The sequence below is a fragment of the Candidatus Tisiphia endosymbiont of Nemotelus uliginosus genome (assembly GCF_964264835.1).
Lineage (GTDB): Bacteria > Pseudomonadota > Alphaproteobacteria > Rickettsiales > Rickettsiaceae > Tisiphia.
The window spans coordinates 715,573-735,497 of the sequence record NZ_OZ183485.1; the positions used below are offsets into that span (position 1 = coordinate 715,573).

Below are 19,925 nucleotides of genomic sequence, written 5' to 3' on the forward strand. Positions count from 1 at the left end.
AAGTGATATACTCAGTTGCTTTCAAGAATTGTTTTTTTATTTTATCAAGGATTTAGCTATGCTTACGTACTTAAGTGTCACACTACTGGACAAAAATAGAAGATGGTTGAAAAAGTACAAAAATTGTTATCTGCTAAAGCTCGTTTTTAGCAATTATTATCTCAAAAATAACATTTTGTACTTAAAATAATATGTTTTTTTAACCATTTTCTATTTTTGTCCAGTAGTGTGACTTAAGTGTACGCTCCGCGCGCTCACCCCCTGGCAAATAAAATCCAATTCTTGAGATCAAATGAGTATATAAAGACAGAAAATATGGAGCACGTCAATAGGCTTATCCTATTTATGAGTTAATTGAATAGTATTTTTATTAGGAGCCGCAATAAAATTAATGATATTAATTTGTTCATAAAAAGGACAAGTATCATCTTGCAATATAGCAAATATTTGTTTTGATATGGTATTATAAGGCACTTTATTATTAAATGCTGTCGATTCTCCAATATCCTTTAATTCTCTAATAAATTCTAAGGGGCTTGAATATTCTAGCGGAATATTCTCGTAATCAACGATGATTTCTTGAAAACCAGCATAAGAGAGTAGGGGAGTAACATGATCAAAATGGATAAAAGGAGAAATATGGGAATAGCTAGGGCTCTTGGCAGCTATTTCTGCGGCAACAAACTTTCTTTTAAGCATCTTTAAGCTATTTCCGCCGACAAAATTACCGATAAATATCCCATTATCTTTTAACAGCCATCTGATTTGTAATAAAAATTTTTGGACGTCATTAATCCAGTGTAAACCTAAAGAAAAGGTGATGAGATCAAAACTGGCCGGGGTAAGAGATAAATTTTCTTCGTCAACTAATAATTTGTTATCATGGGTCACAGCCTCCAGCATATTAGGAGATGAATCAGTGGCGGTAATGATCGCATTTTTATAATGCTGTGCTAATAGAGTAGTGAGTTGTCCAGTTCGACATCCTACATCTAGGATATTAGAAAAATCTTGATCAATATAATTTAAGCGAGCAATAATGTCCTCTGCTGCCTGCTGGAAATATGAACATTGCTTGATAGTGTTGACATTTTTATTGCGGTTAGACTTTAATTTTGCTCGGTCAAATATAATATTCATTTTGCATTATATTTGTTTCTAAGTATGCTCATAGCGATCAAGGATATCTTCTATTATAGTAAACTATTATCTACCATGATGCGAAGGAAATCTATAAGAATTGTCGTGCATTGAGTTTAGTTATATTTGCTGGGGATTGCTACCATCATATTACTGCGGTATTTTTTAATATTCCTTTTAAAGGAAGAATTGTCAATAAGAGTAACCTTAGATATTGTAGCAGGATAGGTAACTGCCTTATTATAATAATTATTATTATGTAAGCTAATAGCATTTTGATACAGGTGCATATTATTTGCAATCTTAATAACATCTTGTTTATATCTTGCACCACGCTCATGGGTGCTAGAGTGGTAATGGGCTATGGCTTTATGCCAATTACCTAATTGGTCATATTTAGCTTTAAGAAATTTAGCTGAATACGCAATATTATATTTAGGTTCAAAGGCTTGACTTAAAGAATTAAACGCATCTAAATGATGTTTTAAATTAATTTGCATGCACCCGACATTAATATTTTCTTTGCCTCTAATTATTTGCTTTTTTACAAATAATATAGCTTCCCTTTTAGTATTAAAATGATACCCTTGTCCTGCAACATTCACTGTCCAGGGCCAGACAATCACTATATTATGTATACTATGTTTTTTCCCCGACTCTTTTAAAGCAATTGAATGCAGGGTATTGCGAGGAATAGTATGTTTTGCTTCAAAGTAAGAAAATAGCCTTGAGCATTTATGTGACTCTGCAATTTCTTGATCGAGAGTCGCATATGAAGACATTGGAAACAGGAAAAATAAATATATTGATAAGCTTAATCTACTATACACGCATTGTTATTATGATTTCTTAATTAAAGATTAAATTTGTATGACTTACCCATAGTACCCCACAGATTTTACAGGAGGGTTAAAATAATAAATTGAATAAGTGACTGAGAGTCACTAATCTCCGCTGAGAAACAAGCAACAGGAGGTATTAATGGACTCTCAATCACTATACCAAATATTATACATATTTTTAGATTGGCACCCAGCACGAATTAAAACATTTGCAGAATTAATTTGTGCAGTAGTAAAAGCTAAAACTGTGAGAATCAAAGAATTAGCACTGTATGTCGCTTCTAAAGGCAATTTGCATGCCAAGATTGTTAAAGTTGAGCGTTTGCTTTTAGAACAAAATATGTGCTTTATAAGTTTAGGGAAAATTATTGTTAAATTGCTCTGTCTAACAGGTAAAATTAGCCTTGCCATAGATAGAACCAGCTGGCAATTTGGTATTAAAAATTTGAATTTTTTTGTTGCAACTATCGTTTATGGTAATATTTCAATTCCTATAGCATGGTTGTTACTTGATAAAAAAGGCAACTCTTCTACTAATGAAAGAAAGAAATTGATTGAGCAAATTTTAACAATTATACCTAAGGAAATGATAGAGCTTATCCTTGCCGATCGGGAATTTGTTGGTGAGGAATGGTTGCAATATATGGGTGGAATCCAAAAATTACCTTTTGCTATCAGGCTAAGAAAAAGTGAGAAGGTCAAGCATTTCAACGGTGGCAAGATGAAGTTGAATAAATGTTTTGCCGATATGCAAATGGGTGACACTAAAACTATAGAAAGCAAAATTTACAATGGTATGGCAATTAAAATAACTTGTTTGCAATTAGAAAGAGAGCAACTATTTATTGCTAGTAATGTGCTTATTGGTGAATGTGCTTTGCTAGCATATAAGCAGAGGTGGAGCATTGAGCGACCTTTTCTGTCTCTCAAGTCATCTGGATTTAATATTGAAGATACCCACATTACAGATCAAAAAAAGCTGGAAAAACTATTTGCAATAGTATCTTTATCCTTAGCTATTTGCGTGCTTGCTGGTGACATTAAGAACAAAATTTATCCTATAAAGATCAAAAAACATGGTCGTAAATTATACTCATTATTTACTTACGGATTTGATTGGATAAAAGATTATTTTTATAACTCGTTAAGTGATACCCCTGCTATGTTGTTTTCATTACTACGAAAACACATTATGCATGCCTTTCAACTTCAACAATAAGTGTGGGGTACTATGACTTTTCCTGCCCTCTATTAAAATATTCTGGCATATAGATAATAAATAATTTTACTAAAAATATTTCTTGATTATTATCATTTCTAATTAACTATAGTGAAAGTATTTTTAACTTGATATATTAGTGGAAACAAAAATGACTAGCTTAACTTATAAACATATTACTGCCATACTTGATGATTATGATGCTTTTTTATTTGATCTCTGGGGGGTAGTAGTTGAAGGCAGTTACAATTATCCTGGAGTGGTGGATAATGTTAATCATGTCATTAACAGCGGCAAAAAAGTTATTTTTGTTACCAATGCTCCTCGTAATATCACCCATTTGTTAACGAAGCTCACTGATTGGGGAATTAACGCTAGCAAGGAAATGATTATTAGCTCAGGAGAGTTAGCAGTGAATATGATCCTGAATAGTGAGGAAATTTTTGATATTAATAGACCATTAGTATATCACCTTGGTAGTCATCAAAGTGACCTCATAGACAATCTCCCAATCTCTACTACTACTAGCATACATAACGCAGATATTTTACTCTTAACCCTACATTATGATGAAAGCACTAACTTCAATTTAGATGAATTTGATAGCTTACTGCAAAAGGCGGTTAATAGAAAAATAGTTACTATATGTGCTAATCCCGATCTAGGGATCATGCAACAAGGGGTATATAGATATTGTGCTGGATATTTTGCTGCTAAAATAAAGCAATTCGGAGGTAGGGTAATTTATACGGGTAAACCATATAATGAAATATATAACTGGGCCTTAAATAAATTACCAAATATACCTAAAAAACGTATTCTGATGATCGGTGATACTTTTTATACCGATATATTAGGTGCTAATAAAATAGGTATCGACTCTGCATTAGTATTAACAGGGAATGCTGCTAAATTTCATAGGCAATATCATATTTTAGAGGAGAAATTAGAACATATAAAAATTGCAGCTACCGAGGAAGAAGTAATGCCTAATTTTATTATTGCCTTAGGAAATAAGCAGGAATTTCTTAGCTCGCAATAACTGAATTTCTTAAAAAAATAAAGCTATTCCATAAATGCTATTGAAATAAAGATAATAATTTGTTAATAGTTAAGCAATAACATTTTACAAGGACTTAGTTCGCTATTTAGGAGGAGGTATGATATAAATGATAGATATATGTGGAATGTGAGTGACTAACAAGCAAACGATAAAAGAGATATATGAGAAAGTAGCAAAACTGGTAGATGCCGCTAAGCGCGAAGAAGCGCTGGAAATCATACAAAAAGATCTGCTGCTGCAAAATAATGGCTTAATACTAGTAGAGCAGTTAGTAGAAGAAGCATTTAATGATAAAAATTTTAAGTTACATGTAATAATAGCAGCACAGTATAAAAATGCCTTAGCGCGTTCAATACAATTGTCAGGAGAAAATATTGAGCCCCTAATTGATAGCTGCTGTCAAGATCATTGGTAAGGTTAGGATAGGTTTATCACAATATAGTCGGCTTAATCATTGATGCTATTTATTTTATATCGAATTTAGACTATTAATAAAAATTGCTAATGCGGTCGTGGCGGAATTGGTAGACGCGCAGCATTGAGGGTGCTGTTCTTTGGAGTGGAAGTTCAAATCTTCTCGGCCGCACCAATATCGTATAATTTTTACCAAAGAAGAATAGTAGAGTCTAATTCTTCGTGGTTATTTAGGGATAATTTTAAAATTCAATAATCCCACTGAGGAATTATGCAGAACCAACCCAAAAGTGTATTATGTGTTCATCAAGATCAATTTGAAGAAATTTTTGAACAAATTAATAATCTTATTAATAATGAGCAGATCAAGGAAGCAGTAGAGATTATGAGCAAGCTTCACTATGCTGATCTTGCAGATTTCCTCGATAACCTTAATCACAAAACTTATAAAATAATTTTACCTCTTCTTGCTCCCTCCTTGCGACCTGAGATTTTAGTACAACTTAGTGTTAGCAGTAAAGCTGTAATAATCCAAATCTTAGGAGTTCAAAAAAGTGCCCAACTAATTAATCAACTAGCAATAGAAGAGGCGGTGGAGGTAATAGTAGATTTAGATGATATTACGAAAGAACTAATATTAAGTAGTTTAAAATCTGAAAAAAGGCAGCAAATTCTTGAAGCTTGTACTTACCCAGAAAATACGGTAGGTAGAGTTATTGAACGAAATTTTATCTCTTTTTATGAAGACTGGACGGTAGGGAAAGCTATAGAAGTTATTAGGCATAAGCATATAAGACAAGATTTTCATGCAGCGATTATAACAGATCACAAATATCGTCCTATAGGTATTATATTATTAAGTACTTTACTAAAACATGAGGCTGATGAATCAATAAAAAAGATTATGATTCATGAATTTAAAATTACCGATATCTTTACTGAATTAAGTGAATTAAGTTTTATTTTTAAGCAATATGCTCTAACTATTGTGCCGGTAATCAATAAGAGCGGTAAATTAGTAGGAACCGTCTCAATAGATAATATGATTTATATTATTGAACAGCAAACTGAAAAAGATATAATGTCTCTTGGGGGAGTACATACACAAGATACATTTTATAATCTATTCTATACAGTAAAGCATCGATTTCCTTGGTTGTTTGTCAATTTAATTACTGCTTGCCTAACGTCTATAATCATTAACCAATTTAGTGTGACCATTTCTAAGCTGATAGCTCTTGCCTCCATAATGCCGATAGTGGCGTCTATGGGAGGCAATGCTGGTACACAGGCGATGACCGTGACAGTAAGAGCCCTGGCAAATAAAGATATTCACCCAAGTAATATGTTAAAGGTAATTTGTAAAGAGGTAATGGTATGTGGATTTAATGGTTTGGTATTAGCTTTAGTGGGGGCTTTGCTCAGTCTAGTAATGCTTTCTGATCCTAATCTGAGCCTTATTTTTGCAATTGCGGTTATACTCAATTTTCTAATCGCTGGACTTTTCGGCTCGCTAATTCCAATTATACTACATTATTTAAATCTTGACCCCGCTACTGGCTCAGGTGTATTTCTTACCACCATCACTGATTCATTTGGATTTTTTACCTTCTTAACTTTAGCTTATTTATTCCTCGTATAATTCACTTCAAAATATAACTTAAGTTAGTTATTTAGAGGCTGCTGTCCAATCATCATCTATAGTATTGGTGAGTAGAGGAGGGGCAGCTATAAAGTCTTGGTTTACCCTAAATTGTATTAGTATAGGATCATTTAAAGCAAATCGAATTTTGATAGTAGACGAAGGGTTATGAGGATCTAAAACAGCTTGCACCTTAGGATTAAGAGTTTGGTATAACCCATATTGAGTAATAGTTTGTTGTTTTCTTTCTTTAGTATTGTTTAACTTTACTGGCGCTTCGTAGTGAATTGTGAAAGATAATACAGTTTTTTGATCTTTTTCTAATACGGCTTTTAAAGTTTTATTATTTTGTTGAAGGAGGGATCCTAAGAGTGTATTTTCAGTCTTTAAATCTGATATATCGTGAGCGATAATTTGGAACTGTGCTTCAGTCTCCTGCCATTGTGGTACTTGTGGGGTGGCTGCAATAGCTTTCATACAGAAAACAGTGATAAAAATTATCACAAATGAATGTTTAAGATAAAGTTGAGTTAGGCTATTATGTCGTGATAGGGGTAGCAAAAATTTAGTAAATATACAAATAAATGTTCTCATTACTTTTAGCCCTTACATATATAAAGTGAGTATACTCTTCGCCTTTCAAGAGTTGTTTTTTTCATTAGACTTCTTTCGAAACTCTACTGGCGATGGTAATCTGGACAATGAATCTAGGCTCAAAGCCGCACATGCACTGCGGTTTGAATCGAAGAGCCTTCCTTCACATTCCCTACAGAAGTGAGTTCTAAAAGAAGTTTATTTTATTATGGCTTAGCTACGCTCCCGTGCTCATCCCCACAATGAAACTCAACGCTTGAAATCCATTGAGTATATAATTATCATATAAATATAGATAAAATTATTTCATATAGCCAGTGTTATTTAACATTCTGCCAAATTCGATTTTTAGAAATTGCCAAGAAAATAGTCAAGATTACTAAAAATAACATGACTTTTAATCCCAGTGATTTACGGTGTTCCATTTCTGGTTCAGCAGCCCATTGTAGGAAAATGGTGACATCCATAGCCATTTGTTCTATTGAAGATTCCGTTCCATCTATATAGGTTACTTGGCCATTCGTCAAAGGAGCTGGCATTGCCAGTTGCGCGCCAGGAAAATAGGGGTTATAGTGTAGCCCTGGCATTAATTTAAAATGCTCAGGAGGGTTAGTATAGCCGGTGAGCAGAGAGTATAGATAATTAGCACCATTAGGTCGGGCTTTAATTATCAACGATAGATCCGGAGGGTAAGCTCCATTATTAGCAGCGCGGGCGCCTTGCTCATTAGGATAGGGGCGGCTAAAACGGTCAGATGGCAGGGCTGGTCTTTCAAACATTTCACCAAGATCATTTGGGCCATCTTGCAAGGTATAGCTTTTGGCTATTTCTTTAATTTCTGCTTCAGAAAAACCTAACTCTTTAAGATTGCGGTAGTATAAATTATATAGGCCATGACAAGCACCACAAACTTCTTTGTACACTTGAAATCCTCTCTGTGCAGCTTTTCGGTCTACTGTACCAAAAGTTCCATCAAATGGCCAGTTAACTTTTTTTGGAGGTAGAGCTTCATTAGCCTGAGTAATGTAGGGAGTAAGTAAAATCAAAAAATAAATAAATGTTTTTAAAAAATCTGTCATAAGTTCATAAGTGATACGGTAGGGGGAGCGGTTTTTCATATTTGCCAATTAATGGTACCAAGATTAAAAAATGAAAAAAGTAATAGGTAGACGCTAACCTACTTAATGTAAGATAAGGTTCTTCTGCTGGCATACCTCCAAGATATCCAAGTAGTAAGCAATTGAATATAAACACCCAGAAAGAAACCCGAAAAATGGGGCGGTAATTTGCGCTTCTTACTTTTGAGGTATCAAGCCAAGGAAGAATAAATAATATCAATATACTGGAGAGCATTAATACAACTCCGCCAAGTTTGGATGGAACAGCTCGCAGGATTGCATAAAACGGTAAAAAATACCATTCCGGCACTATATGAGCAGGGGTGACTAAAGGATTAGCTGGAATATAATTATCAGGATGTCCTAAATAATTTGGTTGATAAAATATAAAAAAGGCAAATATTACAAAATAAAACCCAAATCCAACAAAATCTTTGATCGTATAGTAAGGATGGAAAGGAATGGTATCATTATCAGTTTTAACATCAATACCTTTAGGATTATTAGAGCCATGAATGTGCAATGCGACTAAATGTAACATGACTAACGCGACTATAATAAAAGGCAATAAATAATGTAAGGCAAAAAATCTATTCAGTGTAGGATTATCAACGGAAAATCCGCCCCAAAGCCAGGTCACGATATTTTTTCCTATAATAGGTATAGCCGAAAATAAATTGGTTATTACGGTTGCTCCCCAGTAACTCATTTGACCCCAAGGTAGCACATAGCCCATAAAGGCGGTGGCCATCATCATAAGCAAAATTATTATACCTATATGCCATAATAATTCTCGAGGTGTTTTATATGAACCATAATAGAGGCTTCTAGCAATATGAAGGTAGACTGCAACAAAGAACATAGAGGCGCCTACGGAATGGATATAACGCAATAACCACCCATAATTGACATCACGCATAATTTTTTCTACACTATCAAATGCATGGTCAACATGCGGAGTATAATGCATAGCTAAAATAATACCAGTGATGATTTGAATGACTAAAGCAATGCCAGCAATTGACCCCAAATTCCATAAATAACTCAAATTTTTGGGAGTGCGGTATTCACCTAAATGTTTAAAAAAGGAAAAAATAGGAAGCCTATACTCTAGCCACTCTATTATAGAATTAGCTTTCTTGGGATAATCGTCTTGAGTCATAAATAATTACCCAATTTTGATTTTAGTATTGGAAATAAATTCATAAGGAGGAACAGCTAAATTTAGAGGGGCTGGGCCCTTACGGATTCGTCCTGACGAATCATAGTGGGAACCATGGCAAGGGCAAAACCAGCCATCATAATCTCCTTGATTTGCAAGAGGCACACATCCTAAATGGGTGCAAATCCCTATGGTAACTAGCCAGTTATCATGGCCTGCTTTTACCCTATTTTGATCAGGTTCAGGATCTACTAATTCCGAGAGTTTGGTGTTTCTTGCTTCGTTAATTTGATTCTGGGTTCTATTGGTAATAAAAACTGGTTTTCCTTGCCATTTCACAGTTAGCGTTTGTCCAGGTGATATTTTCGATAAATCTACTTCGATTGAAGATATAGCTAAAACGTCAGCAGAAGGATTAAATGAATCAATAAGGGGCCAAGCGCTGCACATTGCGCCAACAGCAACCATGCTAGTAGCGGAGAGAGTTATAAAATCTCTGCGGGTTGTTTTGTTATCATCCTGTGGGTCAGACATAAAATATTATTATATATTCAGCTATTATGTTGGTATTATTAGGCTTCTTTCGAAACTCTACTGGCGATGGTAATTTGGACAATAGCCCCCTTGCATAACCTAATCTAGTTGGTAATTTTGTTGTCAAAACTTGTCTCCGCTCCTCACGTACTTCTATGTACGATGTGGTGCTGGGCTACGTTTTTCCTAAAAATTCCTCAACTATCTTTAGGTTATGCAAGAGGTCTAATGAATCTAGGCTCAAATCCTCACTACTACTGCCGTACGCTGCGGTTTGAAGCGAGGAGCCTTCTTCAAATTTCCTACCAGAAGCAAGCTCTAAAAGAAGTCTATTGGTGAGGCTGTTATTTTCTCGCCTATAATACCAAACTAGCATAAAAAATCAAGGGTAACCAATCAAGGAGAAGTGAGGAGATAATTTTTGTCCACACAACCAGACCCTGAATTGTCATATCCCTTATTGTGATTGGGGATTATTAGGCGGTGGGTTATTAGGGCTGGGCGTGTCAGGTATATCATAAGGATTGCTATATGGTACCATTTCTGGCACTGTTTTATCTTTAGGTAATATTTTGTTAAAATCTTTTTCTAACTCTTCTTCGTGAGTCTTGATCTCTCCCTGATCTTTATCATATGCCGGTTTATCTTTATCATATGCTGGCGGATCACCTAAACAATTCCAAAAATTAGTTAAATCCGTAAAGGTTGGTCCTAATTTTGGGATACAGTTTTGGGCGGCTCCTTTAGTAATGGTAAATATTTCCTTTGTAGCTGTTTCCATAGCATCAAGAAATTTGGTTTTCTCCAGACCTTTTACTACCCAAAATAGCACTACTAAAGATGCTACCGCTATCATCACGTACCATTTGGCTATCAGTCCCCATAAAAATATTCCGATAGGATTGGCTGTGATCAACCTTCTTAATGCTAGCCACATAAATATATTTCCATAAATTGATACAACGATTAAAAATTCTTAGATGGTATGGTACAGGAATTATAAAAAAATGACAAATTTTTTATTAGTTTAAACATGGGGAAAACTGATAATTAATATTAAATGTTGTAAATGTTACTAATTAAATATGCTGCTAGAAACAATATAATTGGTAAAAGTATTATATTAATTCCCAACATACAGAAAGTTAAACTAAGATTATTAGGATTATGAATAATTATTCCCCCAAGTATAATATTAGGCATTAATAATGGCATGATTAATACGGGCAATAAATAAGTATTTGCCCTAAAATAGCTTTGAATAGCAGCAATTAAGATTAATAAAGCACTAGCTAAAATTAGTAATAAAATTAAGACTAGCAAAATATAGGTTAGGGTTGCCAATGAGATATTAAAAAAGAAATAAATTATTGGTAGATTAAGCACAGTACTGCTGATAGAGGTTAAACAAATAGTAAGAAATTTAGAGATAATAATTTCATTGGCAGTGAAGTTAGTTAATAACAATTCTAGGTTGCCATCTTCTAAGTCTTGCTTAAATATAATATGTGGTAAATTCATTAAAGCTAAAGGTAACAAAATTATAGAAAAAGTCATGCTAAATTTGGTAATATTTTCTTGTTCATTAATTAAGGTAAGGCTAAAAGTACAAAATGAAAAAAATATTACTAGATATTGGGTAAGATTATTAATACGATTTTGAATTAAATACTCCCATTTGATTAGCTGTATTAATCTACTCATAATATACCTAGGTAGTAAAAGGGTGCTTATTCTGGGCTATTAGTTATAGTAGAATATATTAAATACATTACTGCTGCTACACATAACCCTACCCCTAACTCAATAATAAAAATACCAATATGTTGAGATAATAATTTATTATGAGTAAGGGAGTAATAATTTAAATAATTATCATTATATAGTAAGGGTATTATACCAACCACAGCATAGATTAGCACCCCTATAGTAGCGATAACCATTAGGGTGTCAGTAGAAAAATAATGTTTGAACTTTAACGGTCCATACACTAAATCTAAACCAATTAGAATAGAGGCAAATATCACCCCAGATTGAAAGCCTCCGCCTGGTGAGGATTCTCCATTAATTTGAATATATAAGGCATAGAGGAATATATAAGGTAATATAAAAAGCGTCAGCTGTTTGATAATGATAAAATTTTTAAACATGTTGAACTTTTTTTGACAATAATAGTAATACTGATATGCCTGCTGTTAAAATTACTATAGTTTCTCCAAAAGTATCATAGCCTCTATAGCTAGCAAGGATGGCGGCAACAAAAGATGAGATACCAATATCTGCTTTAGTATTCTGGATGTAGTATTTAGTGAGGTGGTTTTGTAGAGGAGAATTATTAGCACCATATTCCGGTAATTCTGTGCCTAATAGCGTAAAAACTATTATAAACACTAAACAAATAATCGAAGAGCTTATTAAGCGCGTTTGAGTTAAATGATATTTTTGTGTTTTGGGCAACTTGCTTAAAAAACTTAATAAAACACAGCTAGATAAACAGCTGCCTAGAGCTATTTCTGTCATCGCCACGTCTGGAGCATCCATTAATAAATAAGCTAGGCTGATTAATAAACTAACGATAGAACTATTGATTATTGTTTCTAAGAGAGTGTTGCAAAAGTTAAGTTTGATTATTACTAAAGTTAATAAAATGAGGATACTTATCAAGAACCAAGTAGCAAGATAAAAATTTATTATTTCTGGTATCATAAAAGCCCTATATTACTCTTATCCTTTATTCGGATTGTATGTTAGCTTTAGAATGGCTTTGAGTCGAACTCAATAAAGAGGCTTTGCCAATGGCATAAGTTGAAACAGGATTTAATATTAAAATTAATATTACCGCAAAAATTAGTTTGTAAGTACTAGAAGAATCCTGTTGTAAGAAAGCAAGGCCAATAAGGGTTAAAGGGACCCCACAACATTCAATCAAACTCGCAGCGTGAATCTTAGTATAAAAATCTACAAATCGAACCAACCCTATAATACCAGAAAATATAGCGCTAATACCTAAAAATATGAATATATAACCAATAAATAGCATCATAATAACATCATTCCTTTCACTTATTCCCCTTGCGCTAAAGAGAAGCCTGGTTTTTGATCAAATAAAAAGAGATTTTCAATTTTAATAAAATCTATATGATTATTACTTAATATTTTAAGTAAATCGGCTATTGCTAGGTGCTGGATTGCGTCTCCTGTTGTTTTGGCCATAAAACGACAGCACCAGTGATCAGAAATAAGTTCAAACCGATCATTATGAGGCCAGAGTTTAAGTCCCATAGAAGAAATAGTTTTTAATTCTAGCTCTCCCAAATTTATATCTTGAATTTTAGTAGCTACATCATGGGCCGATAGGACATTCATCTGAAGGAATACATCTACTCCTATTAAACTTTTGATTTCAGTAAGGTTAATAGAATAGGTCCTATCATCATTTTCGTGAGTAGGTACGGTAGAATACCTAGCAACTTGCAGCATAGAAGGGGTTGCACCAAGTCTTTTAATAACTTCTTGTGCAAATTCTTTAGTACCAACTTTTTTGCTGGATATATTAGCGTGATAAATGTCTTGGGTGTGGATTCCTTCTTCAAGGGTTTTTTTCCAGGCATTTTCTATTAAGGTGGCAATATCCCCCTGCCGAATATGGATTAACATCATAATTGCCGCATTAAGTAACCCAGAAGGGTTAGCGATATTTTGGTCAGCAATGGTGGGTGCAGATCCATGGACTGCTTCGAATAAAGCGTATCCTTCTCCTATATTGGCGGAACCACTTAAGCCAACTGAACCAGAAATTTCAGATGTGACATCAGATATTATATCTCCATAGAGATTGGAGGTAACCACTACATCAAATATTTCTGGGGTAGTAGCTAGGCGAGCGGTTCCTATATCCATCAGATAATAGTCACTTTGAATTTGTGGGTATTCAACTGCTACTTCTTTAAACACTTGATGAAAAATCCCATCTGAAAGCTTCATAATATTATCTTTACTAAAGCAAGTAACTTTTTTACGATTATTTTTTATAGCATATTCAAATGCGTATCTAATAATTTTCTCACTACCCACCCTGCTAATTAATTTAAGAGACTCATAGACGTTGTGGGTTTGTCTATATTCAATGCCTGCATATAAATCTTCGACATTTTCCCGAATAATTGCTATATTAAGATTTGGATGCAATGTTTTAATAAAAGGCGCATAAGAAACAGCAGGCCGCACATTTGCGTATAGAGAGAGAGCTTTCCTAAGTGTGACATTTAAACTTTTATAGCCGCCACCTAGGGGAGTAGTAATAGGAGCTTTTAAAAGAACTCTAGTTCTAGTTAATGACTCCCAAGTATCCTCAGCAATCCCTGAAGTATAATGTTTGTTATACAATTTTTCTCCTACTTCTACCACCTCTATGCGTATTCTTGCTTTCGCTTCCTTTAAAATGTGCAGTACTGCAGTCATTATTTCGGGGCCTATTCCATCCCCATATGCTACTGTGATAGGAGTAAAGTCTGTCATTATTACCTCATAAAGTATCGTTTAATATAATTTCTAAGAAATCTATTACTGTCACAATTATTACTCATAGGTAATTTCCACCTGTTTTAAACTATTATTTAATTCTTCTATCACTTCTGAAGTAATATTAAGAGTATTTTTAGCAAACAAAATTTGAGTATTAGAAATGACTATATCGATATTATATTTTTCTGCTAATGTACTGATAATGTTCAGTATAGCCTGTTGTACCTTGCCTACCGCTTCGCTATGTGAATGTGTGAGCATTATTTTTTTTTCTTGTAGGTGCTTGCGTGCTACATTGACATTTTGGTTAAAATGATGCACTTCCTCATTAAAAGCAGCTTCGCTTATATTATTTCGTTTTGCTAGTAGTTTGCTCTCTAATGCTTTAAATTCTGCGTCTTTTTCTAATAGAGTTTGTTGTATTTTTTTGCTGATATTCTCAACAGATTTTCTTATAGAGTGAATTGCCACTGAAGATTCTAAAACAGCAGGAATATCTACTATAGCGATTTGCCCTAAAAATTTAGTTTCATTATTAGAATGAGCAGCATAAACTGGAGTATAGTATGATAATATTATATAAATTATTGTAATCAACCAGCGATAATGCGTCATATTTAATATGTTCAAAGCTAAATTATGGTTGCCAACCTACACGAATCTAGGGCTACTTCATTAACTGTCCCTTATGTTATTTACTGCCTGCGGCATAAGGATCGCGTGGGACAAATCAAGGCTCAAATCCTGATCTATATGTGTAAGTACGTTGCGGTTTTGTCCTCCCTATCTACTTTACATTCCTGTCTCAAAGTGCGTGTCGCAAGAAGTCTAATATTCTCTTGCGACTAGTTAAGGAAATCACTAAAAATGGGTAGAAAATTTTATGTGAAAAGTTTGTTTATCATCATAAGGTTTTTTCTTAATAGGGAACGCCCAGTCCATCCTGATAGGGGCAAGCCTAGTAATCCATATAAAACCTGCTCCAACAGAAGCACGTAAAGATTTATCATTATAGAAACTATCTGGCGGATAAGTTTTTGTTTTGCGCCCTACACCCCAGAGACTTCCAACGTCCATAAAAACCGCTCCAGTTAAGTTAAATTCTTCCGGTAAACCAGTAGGAAAATTTAACTCTGTGGAAAAGGTATAGAATTTTTCTCCTCCAAGTTCTTCCGAGGTTTTTTTCTCTCGCGGTCCTACGCCTCCTGAAGAAAATCCTCTCAGACTGTAATCACCTAGGTTAAAGCGATCAGAAATTCTGACGTTTTTGCTACCTATACCTTTGATATTACCTATACTGGCTGCTAATTTTAAAGTAACTTTGTTATTAACAAATGATTTGAAATATTTACCATCTAGTTCATGTTTAAGATATTTATTGTTCCCTCCCACCCCGGCAAATTCTTGAGTACCGCTTATAATATAACCATTTTTAGGAATAATGCGGCTATCAAGTTGCTCATAAGTGATAGTATGTCCAATAGCAGAAGTAGTAAATTTTCCCATCTGCTCCTTTAAGAATATAGAATTTGATTCGGTTGGTGACTTTAATTCCTCCTTTTTGATAGTATATTCAATTTCATGGCTTAAATCTTCGGCTATTTCATAACCAAGAGAAGTTTTCAATCCTACTGATTTTAAAGTATAATTTTGATCGCCTTGAGATAAAAATGAAGTTCCACGACCGACATGGTTTTTAAACACGTTAATTCCTAGTGATAAATCTTTGTCTAGGAAATGGGGCTCGGTTATTCCGCCATAATAACTAATACTTTTCTTACCAGTTTGCACGCCAGCGTTTAAAATTTTACCTGTACCAATTAAATTGCGTTCCAAAAATGAAAGGCGTCCAAATAAACCGCCAGCCGTATTATATCCGATATCAAAGCCGATTGAGGAAGTAGATTTTTCTTCAACCTCAATGTTAAGATCATATTTATCTTTTTTATCTGTGGGAGTAAGATTAACCAATACTTGTTCAAAATAATCTAAATTCCGTAGATTTTTCTCGCCATTTTCAATATAACTACGATTAAAAATATCTCCTTCAGCAATTTTGAATTCACGTCTAATAACTTTATCTTCAGTTTTTAAATTATTATTAATATTTATTTGATTAATAAAGGCTTTATCCGCTTTTTCTATAACAAATTTAATGTCAATAGTGTGATCAGGATTTCGACTACTAACATCAGGGTAGATATTCACTCCTGGATAACCTGAAACCGCAAAATATAAAGACATCTTATCAGCTATTTGATTTAAGGTTTTAATATTAAAAATGCTACCGGGTTTTACGGTAATATATTTTTGTAAGGCAGTGACCTCAGTATCTAATAATTTATTATCAATAGATATATGGCCAATTTTATATTTTTGTCCTTCTTCTACTGAATAAGTAATTGAGAAATATTCTTTAGTGGTGCCTAATTCGGCGGTGGCTGAAATAACCCGAAAATCCGCAAACCCTACAGATTGGTAAAATTCCTTGAGTAATTCTTTGTCATATTCTAATCTATCAGGATCATAGGTGTCATTGGTTTCAAAAAAGCTAAACCACCTTGTTCTTTTTGTCATGATAATTGATTGCAGTTCATTATCACTATAATTATTGTTACCATTAAAATAAATTTGTCTAATAGTAGTTTTGGGGCCTTCGGTGATATCAAATATAACTTTGACTCTACTATTTTGCAGTGTTTCTATCTTAGGCACTACAATTGTAGAAAAACGTCCAGAACGCTTATAAATTTCTTTAATTTTTTTAACATCTAACTGAATTTTACTATGACTTACTGAGTCGCCAGCCATAGTTAATAATTCTTTGGATAGTTGAGCCGTTTTAATTTTTGAATTACCTTGCAATATTACTTTAGTGATAAAAGGCGTTTCTGTGACTTTAACTACCAAATTACCATTATTTAAGAATTTAATATTAATATTTTCAAATAAAGAAGTAGAATATAGGCTTTTTAGGGCTGCATCTTCTTTGGCTAAAGTATATTCTTCTCCTACGTGAAGCTTGAGATAATTGATAATAGTAGAAGCCTCAACCCTCTCATTATTTTGAATAGTTATTTTTTTTATATACTCAGCTGATAAGGAAGAAGCATGATATAAAATAGTTGTTGTAAAAATAGCTAGCTTAATAGTTGACTTCACGTTGTTTTTCACAAGACCCTTCTTTTGGATGTATTTTAGTGTATTAAATTTTTTATATCATTTGAGATAGAAAATACAATAAGAAAAATAATTATTAGCATGCCTGTTTTCAACATAACAGTTTTTACATGTTGATTTAGTGCTTTACCAAATATTCCTTCGTATATTATAAACATTAAATGCCCACCATCAAATACTGGAATAGGTAAAAGATTAAGTAGTCCTAAATTAATTGATATCATGGCTATAAATAATGCAAAATCTACTATCCCATAACTTAATGATTTACCTGATTCTTGGGCAATGGTAATAGGGCCAGCAAGTTCTAACGGCCTTGTACCAATTATCATTTGCCCTAGCGTTTTTAAAATAAGATGGGAAATATTAATAGCATCAATGGAAGCTTTATATATACCTTGCAAGATATTAAGTTTGTTCAAAACTGGTTCATTTTTAGCAATTACCCCTATATAAGGGATTTCTATTAATGTATTATTATCTTTACTCGGTTTTTTCATTTTTTCAGGGGCCACAGAAATATTAATGATCTTTCCTTCTCTGACTATTGATAGGTTTAAGGTTGGTTTATTATTCAGCAGAAGATTCCGTTGTAACGTAGCAAAGTCTTTGATTTTTTTATTATCCATCATGATAATGCGGTCATTCTCTTGAAGGTTTGCTTTTTCCGCAGGGGAGCCCACTTCTATTTTATCTACTACTGGTGGGAATGTAAGTTGACCGTAGTAACAATAAAGAGTAGTGAAGATCAAGATAGCTAATACATAATTAGCGATAGGGCCGGCAATAACCGTTAAAAATTGCGCATAAAGAGGTTTACTGCGAAAAGCTCCAGGTTGTCTATCAATTTTTTGTTCTGGCGGATAGGCGGTGGAGTCAAAACCATGTATTTTGACATAACCTCCAAATGGTAAACTGCAAATTTTCCATTTAACCCCTTGTTGATCTACCCTAGAGAATAGTTCTTTCCCAAAACCTATAGCGAATACTTCAATTTTCATACCACACAACCTGGCCACATAATAATGACCAAATTCATGAATAAATACTAATATACTGATAGTAATAATATACCCAAATAGCGACAACATGCAGAACAAATTTTTAAATATTATTTACTAAATTAGGGTTATATGGTATTAAGGCTTATATTGTAATAACAAAACATTGTAAACTTTGTTAACATGACTCTATTATTTTAATGAAATAGCTCCTACTTGTATATGACTTGCCAAAATAAGATTAGTAGCAAAACAATAGCGCGAATTGCTGCCGTGCAACTAATGTATCAATATCAGTTGGAAGTGCCAGCCCCAAACATTAATCTTCTCATGCAGCAAATGATTCAATTCTACCAAGATGAGCGAGCTCGCAATAATTCAAATAACTCAATAAAAGTAAAATTTAGCATAAGTTATTTTGAAGCATTAGTAAAGTGCGTAGTGCTGAAATTAGCTCAAATTGATAATATAATAATTAAATATTTGGCAAGTGAATGGGCAATAACGAATTTACCTATTTTGCTTGTTGCACTTTTACGGGTAGCAGTTTGCGAATTGCTATATTTTCCTCATGTTCCTAGGAAGGTAATAATTAATGAGTTCACAGATATTGGCAGTGATATGGTAAATGATCACGAAGTAGCTTTTATTAATTCGATATTAGATAATATTGCAACAAGTAGTGAACAGTATGAAAGTTGATAGAACTTTAGGGTTTAGAGGTAAGTTTGTCCCGGTGAAAAGCGCTAAAAAGCGTAAATCATCTTCAAGGCAGTGGCTTTTGCGTCAATTAAATGACCCATATGTTGCTAAGGCTCAAATCAACGGATATAGATCAAGAGCGGCGTATAAATTGCTGGAAATTAATGACAAATTTAAATTATTAAAACCAGGAATGAAAATTGTAGATTTAGGTGCTGCTCCAGGAGGCTGGAGTCAAGTAGCAGCAAAAATTGTGATTCCTAACAAATTAAATACAAATAATAGCCTTATAATAGCGGTGGATTTACTAGAAATTGAGCCAATTGCCGGGGTTCAATGTTTGCAACAAGATTTTTATGCCCACGACACAGAAAGCATGATTATGGAGCTGCTTAATGATGCTCCTAATTTTATTGAGGTCTTAGCACGCGAAGATAATGCCCATGTAGCAACTCGCCCATTATTTAACCACGGTCAATCCCAGAGGAGCAATAATAGGCATAAAGCTGATATTGTTATGAGTGATATGGCAGCTAATACCATAGGGCATGCTGCTACTGATCATATTAGAACCTTGAATCTATGTGAGCATGCTTTAGAATTTGCGTTGAAAGTTTTAAAACCACAGGGCCATTTTATTGCTAAAATTTTTCGGGGTGGTCTTGAAAATACTCTTCTTACTAAAATAAAGCTGAATTTTCAGATAGTAAAACATTTTAAGCCTGCTGCTAGTCGTAAAGAGTCGACAGAGGAATATTTAATAGCATTAAATAAGAAATGATACCATTTC

General features: G+C 33.7%; 19 protein-coding genes, 1 tRNA gene and 1 pseudogene. 7 read left to right on the forward strand and 14 right to left on the reverse strand.

Annotated elements, in window-relative coordinates:
• Positions 1-339 precede the first annotated feature (339 nt).
• Together ACFELV_RS03150 and ACFELV_RS03155 are read right to left on the reverse strand one after the other, a co-directional pair.
• Positions 340-1,140 carry a methyltransferase domain-containing protein gene (locus ACFELV_RS03150; protein ID WP_375326666.1) on the reverse strand — a complete coding sequence of 267 codons (801 nt, stop codon included), beginning with the start codon at positions 1,138-1,140 and terminating at the stop codon, positions 340-342.
• Between the two features lie 116 nt (positions 1,141-1,256).
• Complete coding sequence (locus ACFELV_RS03155; protein WP_375326665.1) at positions 1,257-1,922, reverse strand: transglycosylase SLT domain-containing protein; 666 nt, start codon at positions 1,920-1,922, stop codon at positions 1,257-1,259.
• Positions 1,923-2,121: 199 nt separating this feature from the next.
• On the opposite strand from ACFELV_RS03155, the gene ACFELV_RS03160 reads away from it, so the two are divergent.
• The 5 genes from ACFELV_RS03160 to mgtE all read left to right on the forward strand — a co-directional run bounded on the left by ACFELV_RS03160 (position 2,122) and on the right by mgtE (position 6,320).
• Positions 2,122-3,201: an IS4 family transposase gene (locus tag ACFELV_RS03160; RefSeq protein WP_375326208.1), complete on the forward strand. Its 1,080-nt coding sequence runs from the start codon at positions 2,122-2,124 to the stop codon at positions 3,199-3,201.
• Positions 3,202-3,352: 151 nt separating this feature from the next.
• On the forward strand, positions 3,353-4,243 hold the full coding sequence (locus tag ACFELV_RS03165; RefSeq protein WP_375326708.1) for a TIGR01459 family HAD-type hydrolase: 891 nt from the start codon (positions 3,353-3,355) through the stop codon (positions 4,241-4,243).
• 151 nt (positions 4,244-4,394) lie between these two features.
• Positions 4,395-4,679 (forward strand): hypothetical protein, encoded by a 285-nt coding sequence (locus ACFELV_RS03170; protein ID WP_375326709.1) that lies wholly within the window; start codon positions 4,395-4,397, stop codon positions 4,677-4,679.
• A gap of 91 nt (positions 4,680-4,770) precedes the next feature.
• A tRNA-Leu gene (locus ACFELV_RS03175) sits at positions 4,771-4,853 on the forward strand.
• Between the two features lie 96 nt (positions 4,854-4,949).
• Positions 4,950-6,320, forward strand: coding sequence for a magnesium transporter (mgtE, locus tag ACFELV_RS03180; RefSeq protein ID WP_375326710.1), 1,371 nt, complete (start codon positions 4,950-4,952; stop codon positions 6,318-6,320).
• Between the two features lie 27 nt (positions 6,321-6,347).
• On the opposite strand, the gene ACFELV_RS03185 is transcribed toward mgtE, so the two are convergent.
• The 12 genes and pseudogenes from ACFELV_RS03185 to rseP all read right to left on the reverse strand — a co-directional run bounded on the left by ACFELV_RS03185 (position 6,348) and on the right by rseP (position 18,523).
• Positions 6,348-6,797: a hypothetical protein gene (locus tag ACFELV_RS03185; protein WP_375326711.1), complete on the reverse strand. Its 450-nt coding sequence runs from the start codon at positions 6,795-6,797 to the stop codon at positions 6,348-6,350.
• A 437-nt stretch (positions 6,798-7,234) separates the two neighbouring features.
• Positions 7,235-7,993 carry a cytochrome c1 gene (locus ACFELV_RS03190; RefSeq protein WP_375326712.1) on the reverse strand — a complete coding sequence of 253 codons (759 nt, stop codon included), beginning with the start codon at positions 7,991-7,993 and terminating at the stop codon, positions 7,235-7,237.
• Between the two features lie 4 nt (positions 7,994-7,997).
• Complete coding sequence (locus ACFELV_RS03195; protein ID WP_375326713.1) at positions 7,998-9,194, reverse strand: cytochrome b; 1,197 nt, start codon at positions 9,192-9,194, stop codon at positions 7,998-8,000.
• 6 nt (positions 9,195-9,200) lie between these two features.
• Positions 9,201-9,728, reverse strand: coding sequence for a ubiquinol-cytochrome c reductase iron-sulfur subunit (gene petA, locus ACFELV_RS03200; RefSeq protein ID WP_375326714.1), 528 nt, complete (start codon positions 9,726-9,728; stop codon positions 9,201-9,203).
• Between the two features lie 457 nt (positions 9,729-10,185).
• On the reverse strand, positions 10,186-10,665 hold the full coding sequence (locus ACFELV_RS03205) for a DUF2670 domain-containing protein (protein WP_375326715.1): 480 nt from the start codon (positions 10,663-10,665) through the stop codon (positions 10,186-10,188).
• A gap of 119 nt (positions 10,666-10,784) precedes the next feature.
• Entirely contained in the window at positions 10,785-11,432 is a 648-nt protein-coding gene (locus ACFELV_RS03210) for a heme exporter protein CcmB (RefSeq protein ID WP_375326716.1), read from the reverse strand.
• Positions 11,433-11,458: 26 nt separating this feature from the next.
• Positions 11,459-12,434, reverse strand: a pseudogene (locus tag ACFELV_RS03215) (DUF4040 domain-containing protein).
• Between the two features lie 25 nt (positions 12,435-12,459).
• Entirely contained in the window at positions 12,460-12,771 is a 312-nt protein-coding gene (locus ACFELV_RS03220; protein WP_375326717.1) for a Na+/H+ antiporter subunit G, read from the reverse strand.
• Positions 12,772-12,791: 20 nt separating this feature from the next.
• The gene (locus tag ACFELV_RS03225) at positions 12,792-14,246 is read right to left on the reverse strand and encodes an NADP-dependent isocitrate dehydrogenase (RefSeq protein ID WP_375326718.1); all 1,455 of its coding nucleotides are present in this window, start codon (positions 14,244-14,246) and stop codon (positions 12,792-12,794) included.
• Positions 14,247-14,306: 60 nt separating this feature from the next.
• Positions 14,307-14,867 (reverse strand): OmpH family outer membrane protein, encoded by a 561-nt coding sequence (locus ACFELV_RS03230; protein WP_375326719.1) that lies wholly within the window; start codon positions 14,865-14,867, stop codon positions 14,307-14,309.
• A 246-nt stretch (positions 14,868-15,113) separates the two neighbouring features.
• On the reverse strand, positions 15,114-17,426 hold the full coding sequence (gene bamA / locus ACFELV_RS03235) for an outer membrane protein assembly factor BamA (RefSeq protein WP_375326720.1): 2,313 nt from the start codon (positions 17,424-17,426) through the stop codon (positions 15,114-15,116).
• A gap of 23 nt (positions 17,427-17,449) precedes the next feature.
• Complete coding sequence (rseP, locus tag ACFELV_RS03240; RefSeq protein WP_375326721.1) at positions 17,450-18,523, reverse strand: RIP metalloprotease RseP; 1,074 nt, start codon at positions 18,521-18,523, stop codon at positions 17,450-17,452.
• A 132-nt stretch (positions 18,524-18,655) separates the two neighbouring features.
• Between rseP and nusB the strand changes: the two genes are divergently transcribed.
• Together nusB and ACFELV_RS03250 are read left to right on the forward strand one after the other, a co-directional pair.
• On the forward strand, positions 18,656-19,135 hold the full coding sequence (gene nusB / locus ACFELV_RS03245; protein ID WP_375326722.1) for a transcription antitermination factor NusB: 480 nt from the start codon (positions 18,656-18,658) through the stop codon (positions 19,133-19,135).
• Positions 19,125-19,916: an RlmE family RNA methyltransferase gene (locus ACFELV_RS03250; RefSeq protein WP_375326723.1), complete on the forward strand. Its 792-nt coding sequence runs from the start codon at positions 19,125-19,127 to the stop codon at positions 19,914-19,916. Before nusB ends, ACFELV_RS03250 begins: the two co-directional genes overlap by 11 nt.
• The last annotated feature ends 9 nt before the right edge of the window (positions 19,917-19,925 follow it).

Coding starts and splice junctions, on each gene's coding strand:
- ACFELV_RS03220 (WP_375326717.1), bottom strand. CDS start 12,771: ATGATGCTATTTATTGGTTATATATTCATATTTTTAGGTATTAGCGCT.
- rseP (WP_375326721.1), bottom strand. CDS start 18,523: ATGTTGTCGCTATTTGGGTATATTATTACTATCAGTATATTAGTATTT.
- ACFELV_RS03230 (WP_375326719.1), bottom strand. CDS start 14,867: ATGACGCATTATCGCTGGTTGATTACAATAATTTATATAATATTATCA.
- ACFELV_RS03190 (WP_375326712.1), bottom strand. CDS start 7,993: ATGACAGATTTTTTAAAAACATTTATTTATTTTTTGATTTTACTTACT.
- ACFELV_RS03205 (WP_375326715.1), bottom strand. CDS start 10,665: ATGTGGCTAGCATTAAGAAGGTTGATCACAGCCAATCCTATCGGAATA.
- ACFELV_RS03185 (WP_375326711.1), bottom strand. CDS start 6,797: ATGAAAGCTATTGCAGCCACCCCACAAGTACCACAATGGCAGGAGACT.
- ACFELV_RS03150 (WP_375326666.1), bottom strand. CDS start 1,140: ATGAATATTATATTTGACCGAGCAAAATTAAAGTCTAACCGCAATAAA.
- ACFELV_RS03250 (WP_375326723.1), top strand. CDS start 19,125: ATGAAAGTTGATAGAACTTTAGGGTTTAGAGGTAAGTTTGTCCCGGTG.
- petA (WP_375326714.1), bottom strand. CDS start 9,728: ATGTCTGACCCACAGGATGATAACAAAACAACCCGCAGAGATTTTATA.
- ACFELV_RS03160 (WP_375326208.1), top strand. CDS start 2,122: ATGGACTCTCAATCACTATACCAAATATTATACATATTTTTAGATTGG.
- ACFELV_RS03225 (WP_375326718.1), bottom strand. CDS start 14,246: ATGACAGACTTTACTCCTATCACAGTAGCATATGGGGATGGAATAGGC.
- mgtE (WP_375326710.1), top strand. CDS start 4,950: ATGCAGAACCAACCCAAAAGTGTATTATGTGTTCATCAAGATCAATTT.
- ACFELV_RS03210 (WP_375326716.1), bottom strand. CDS start 11,432: ATGAGTAGATTAATACAGCTAATCAAATGGGAGTATTTAATTCAAAAT.
- ACFELV_RS03165 (WP_375326708.1), top strand. CDS start 3,353: ATGACTAGCTTAACTTATAAACATATTACTGCCATACTTGATGATTAT.
- nusB (WP_375326722.1), top strand. CDS start 18,656: ATGACTTGCCAAAATAAGATTAGTAGCAAAACAATAGCGCGAATTGCT.
- ACFELV_RS03195 (WP_375326713.1), bottom strand. CDS start 9,194: ATGACTCAAGACGATTATCCCAAGAAAGCTAATTCTATAATAGAGTGG.
- ACFELV_RS03155 (WP_375326665.1), bottom strand. CDS start 1,922: ATGTCTTCATATGCGACTCTCGATCAAGAAATTGCAGAGTCACATAAA.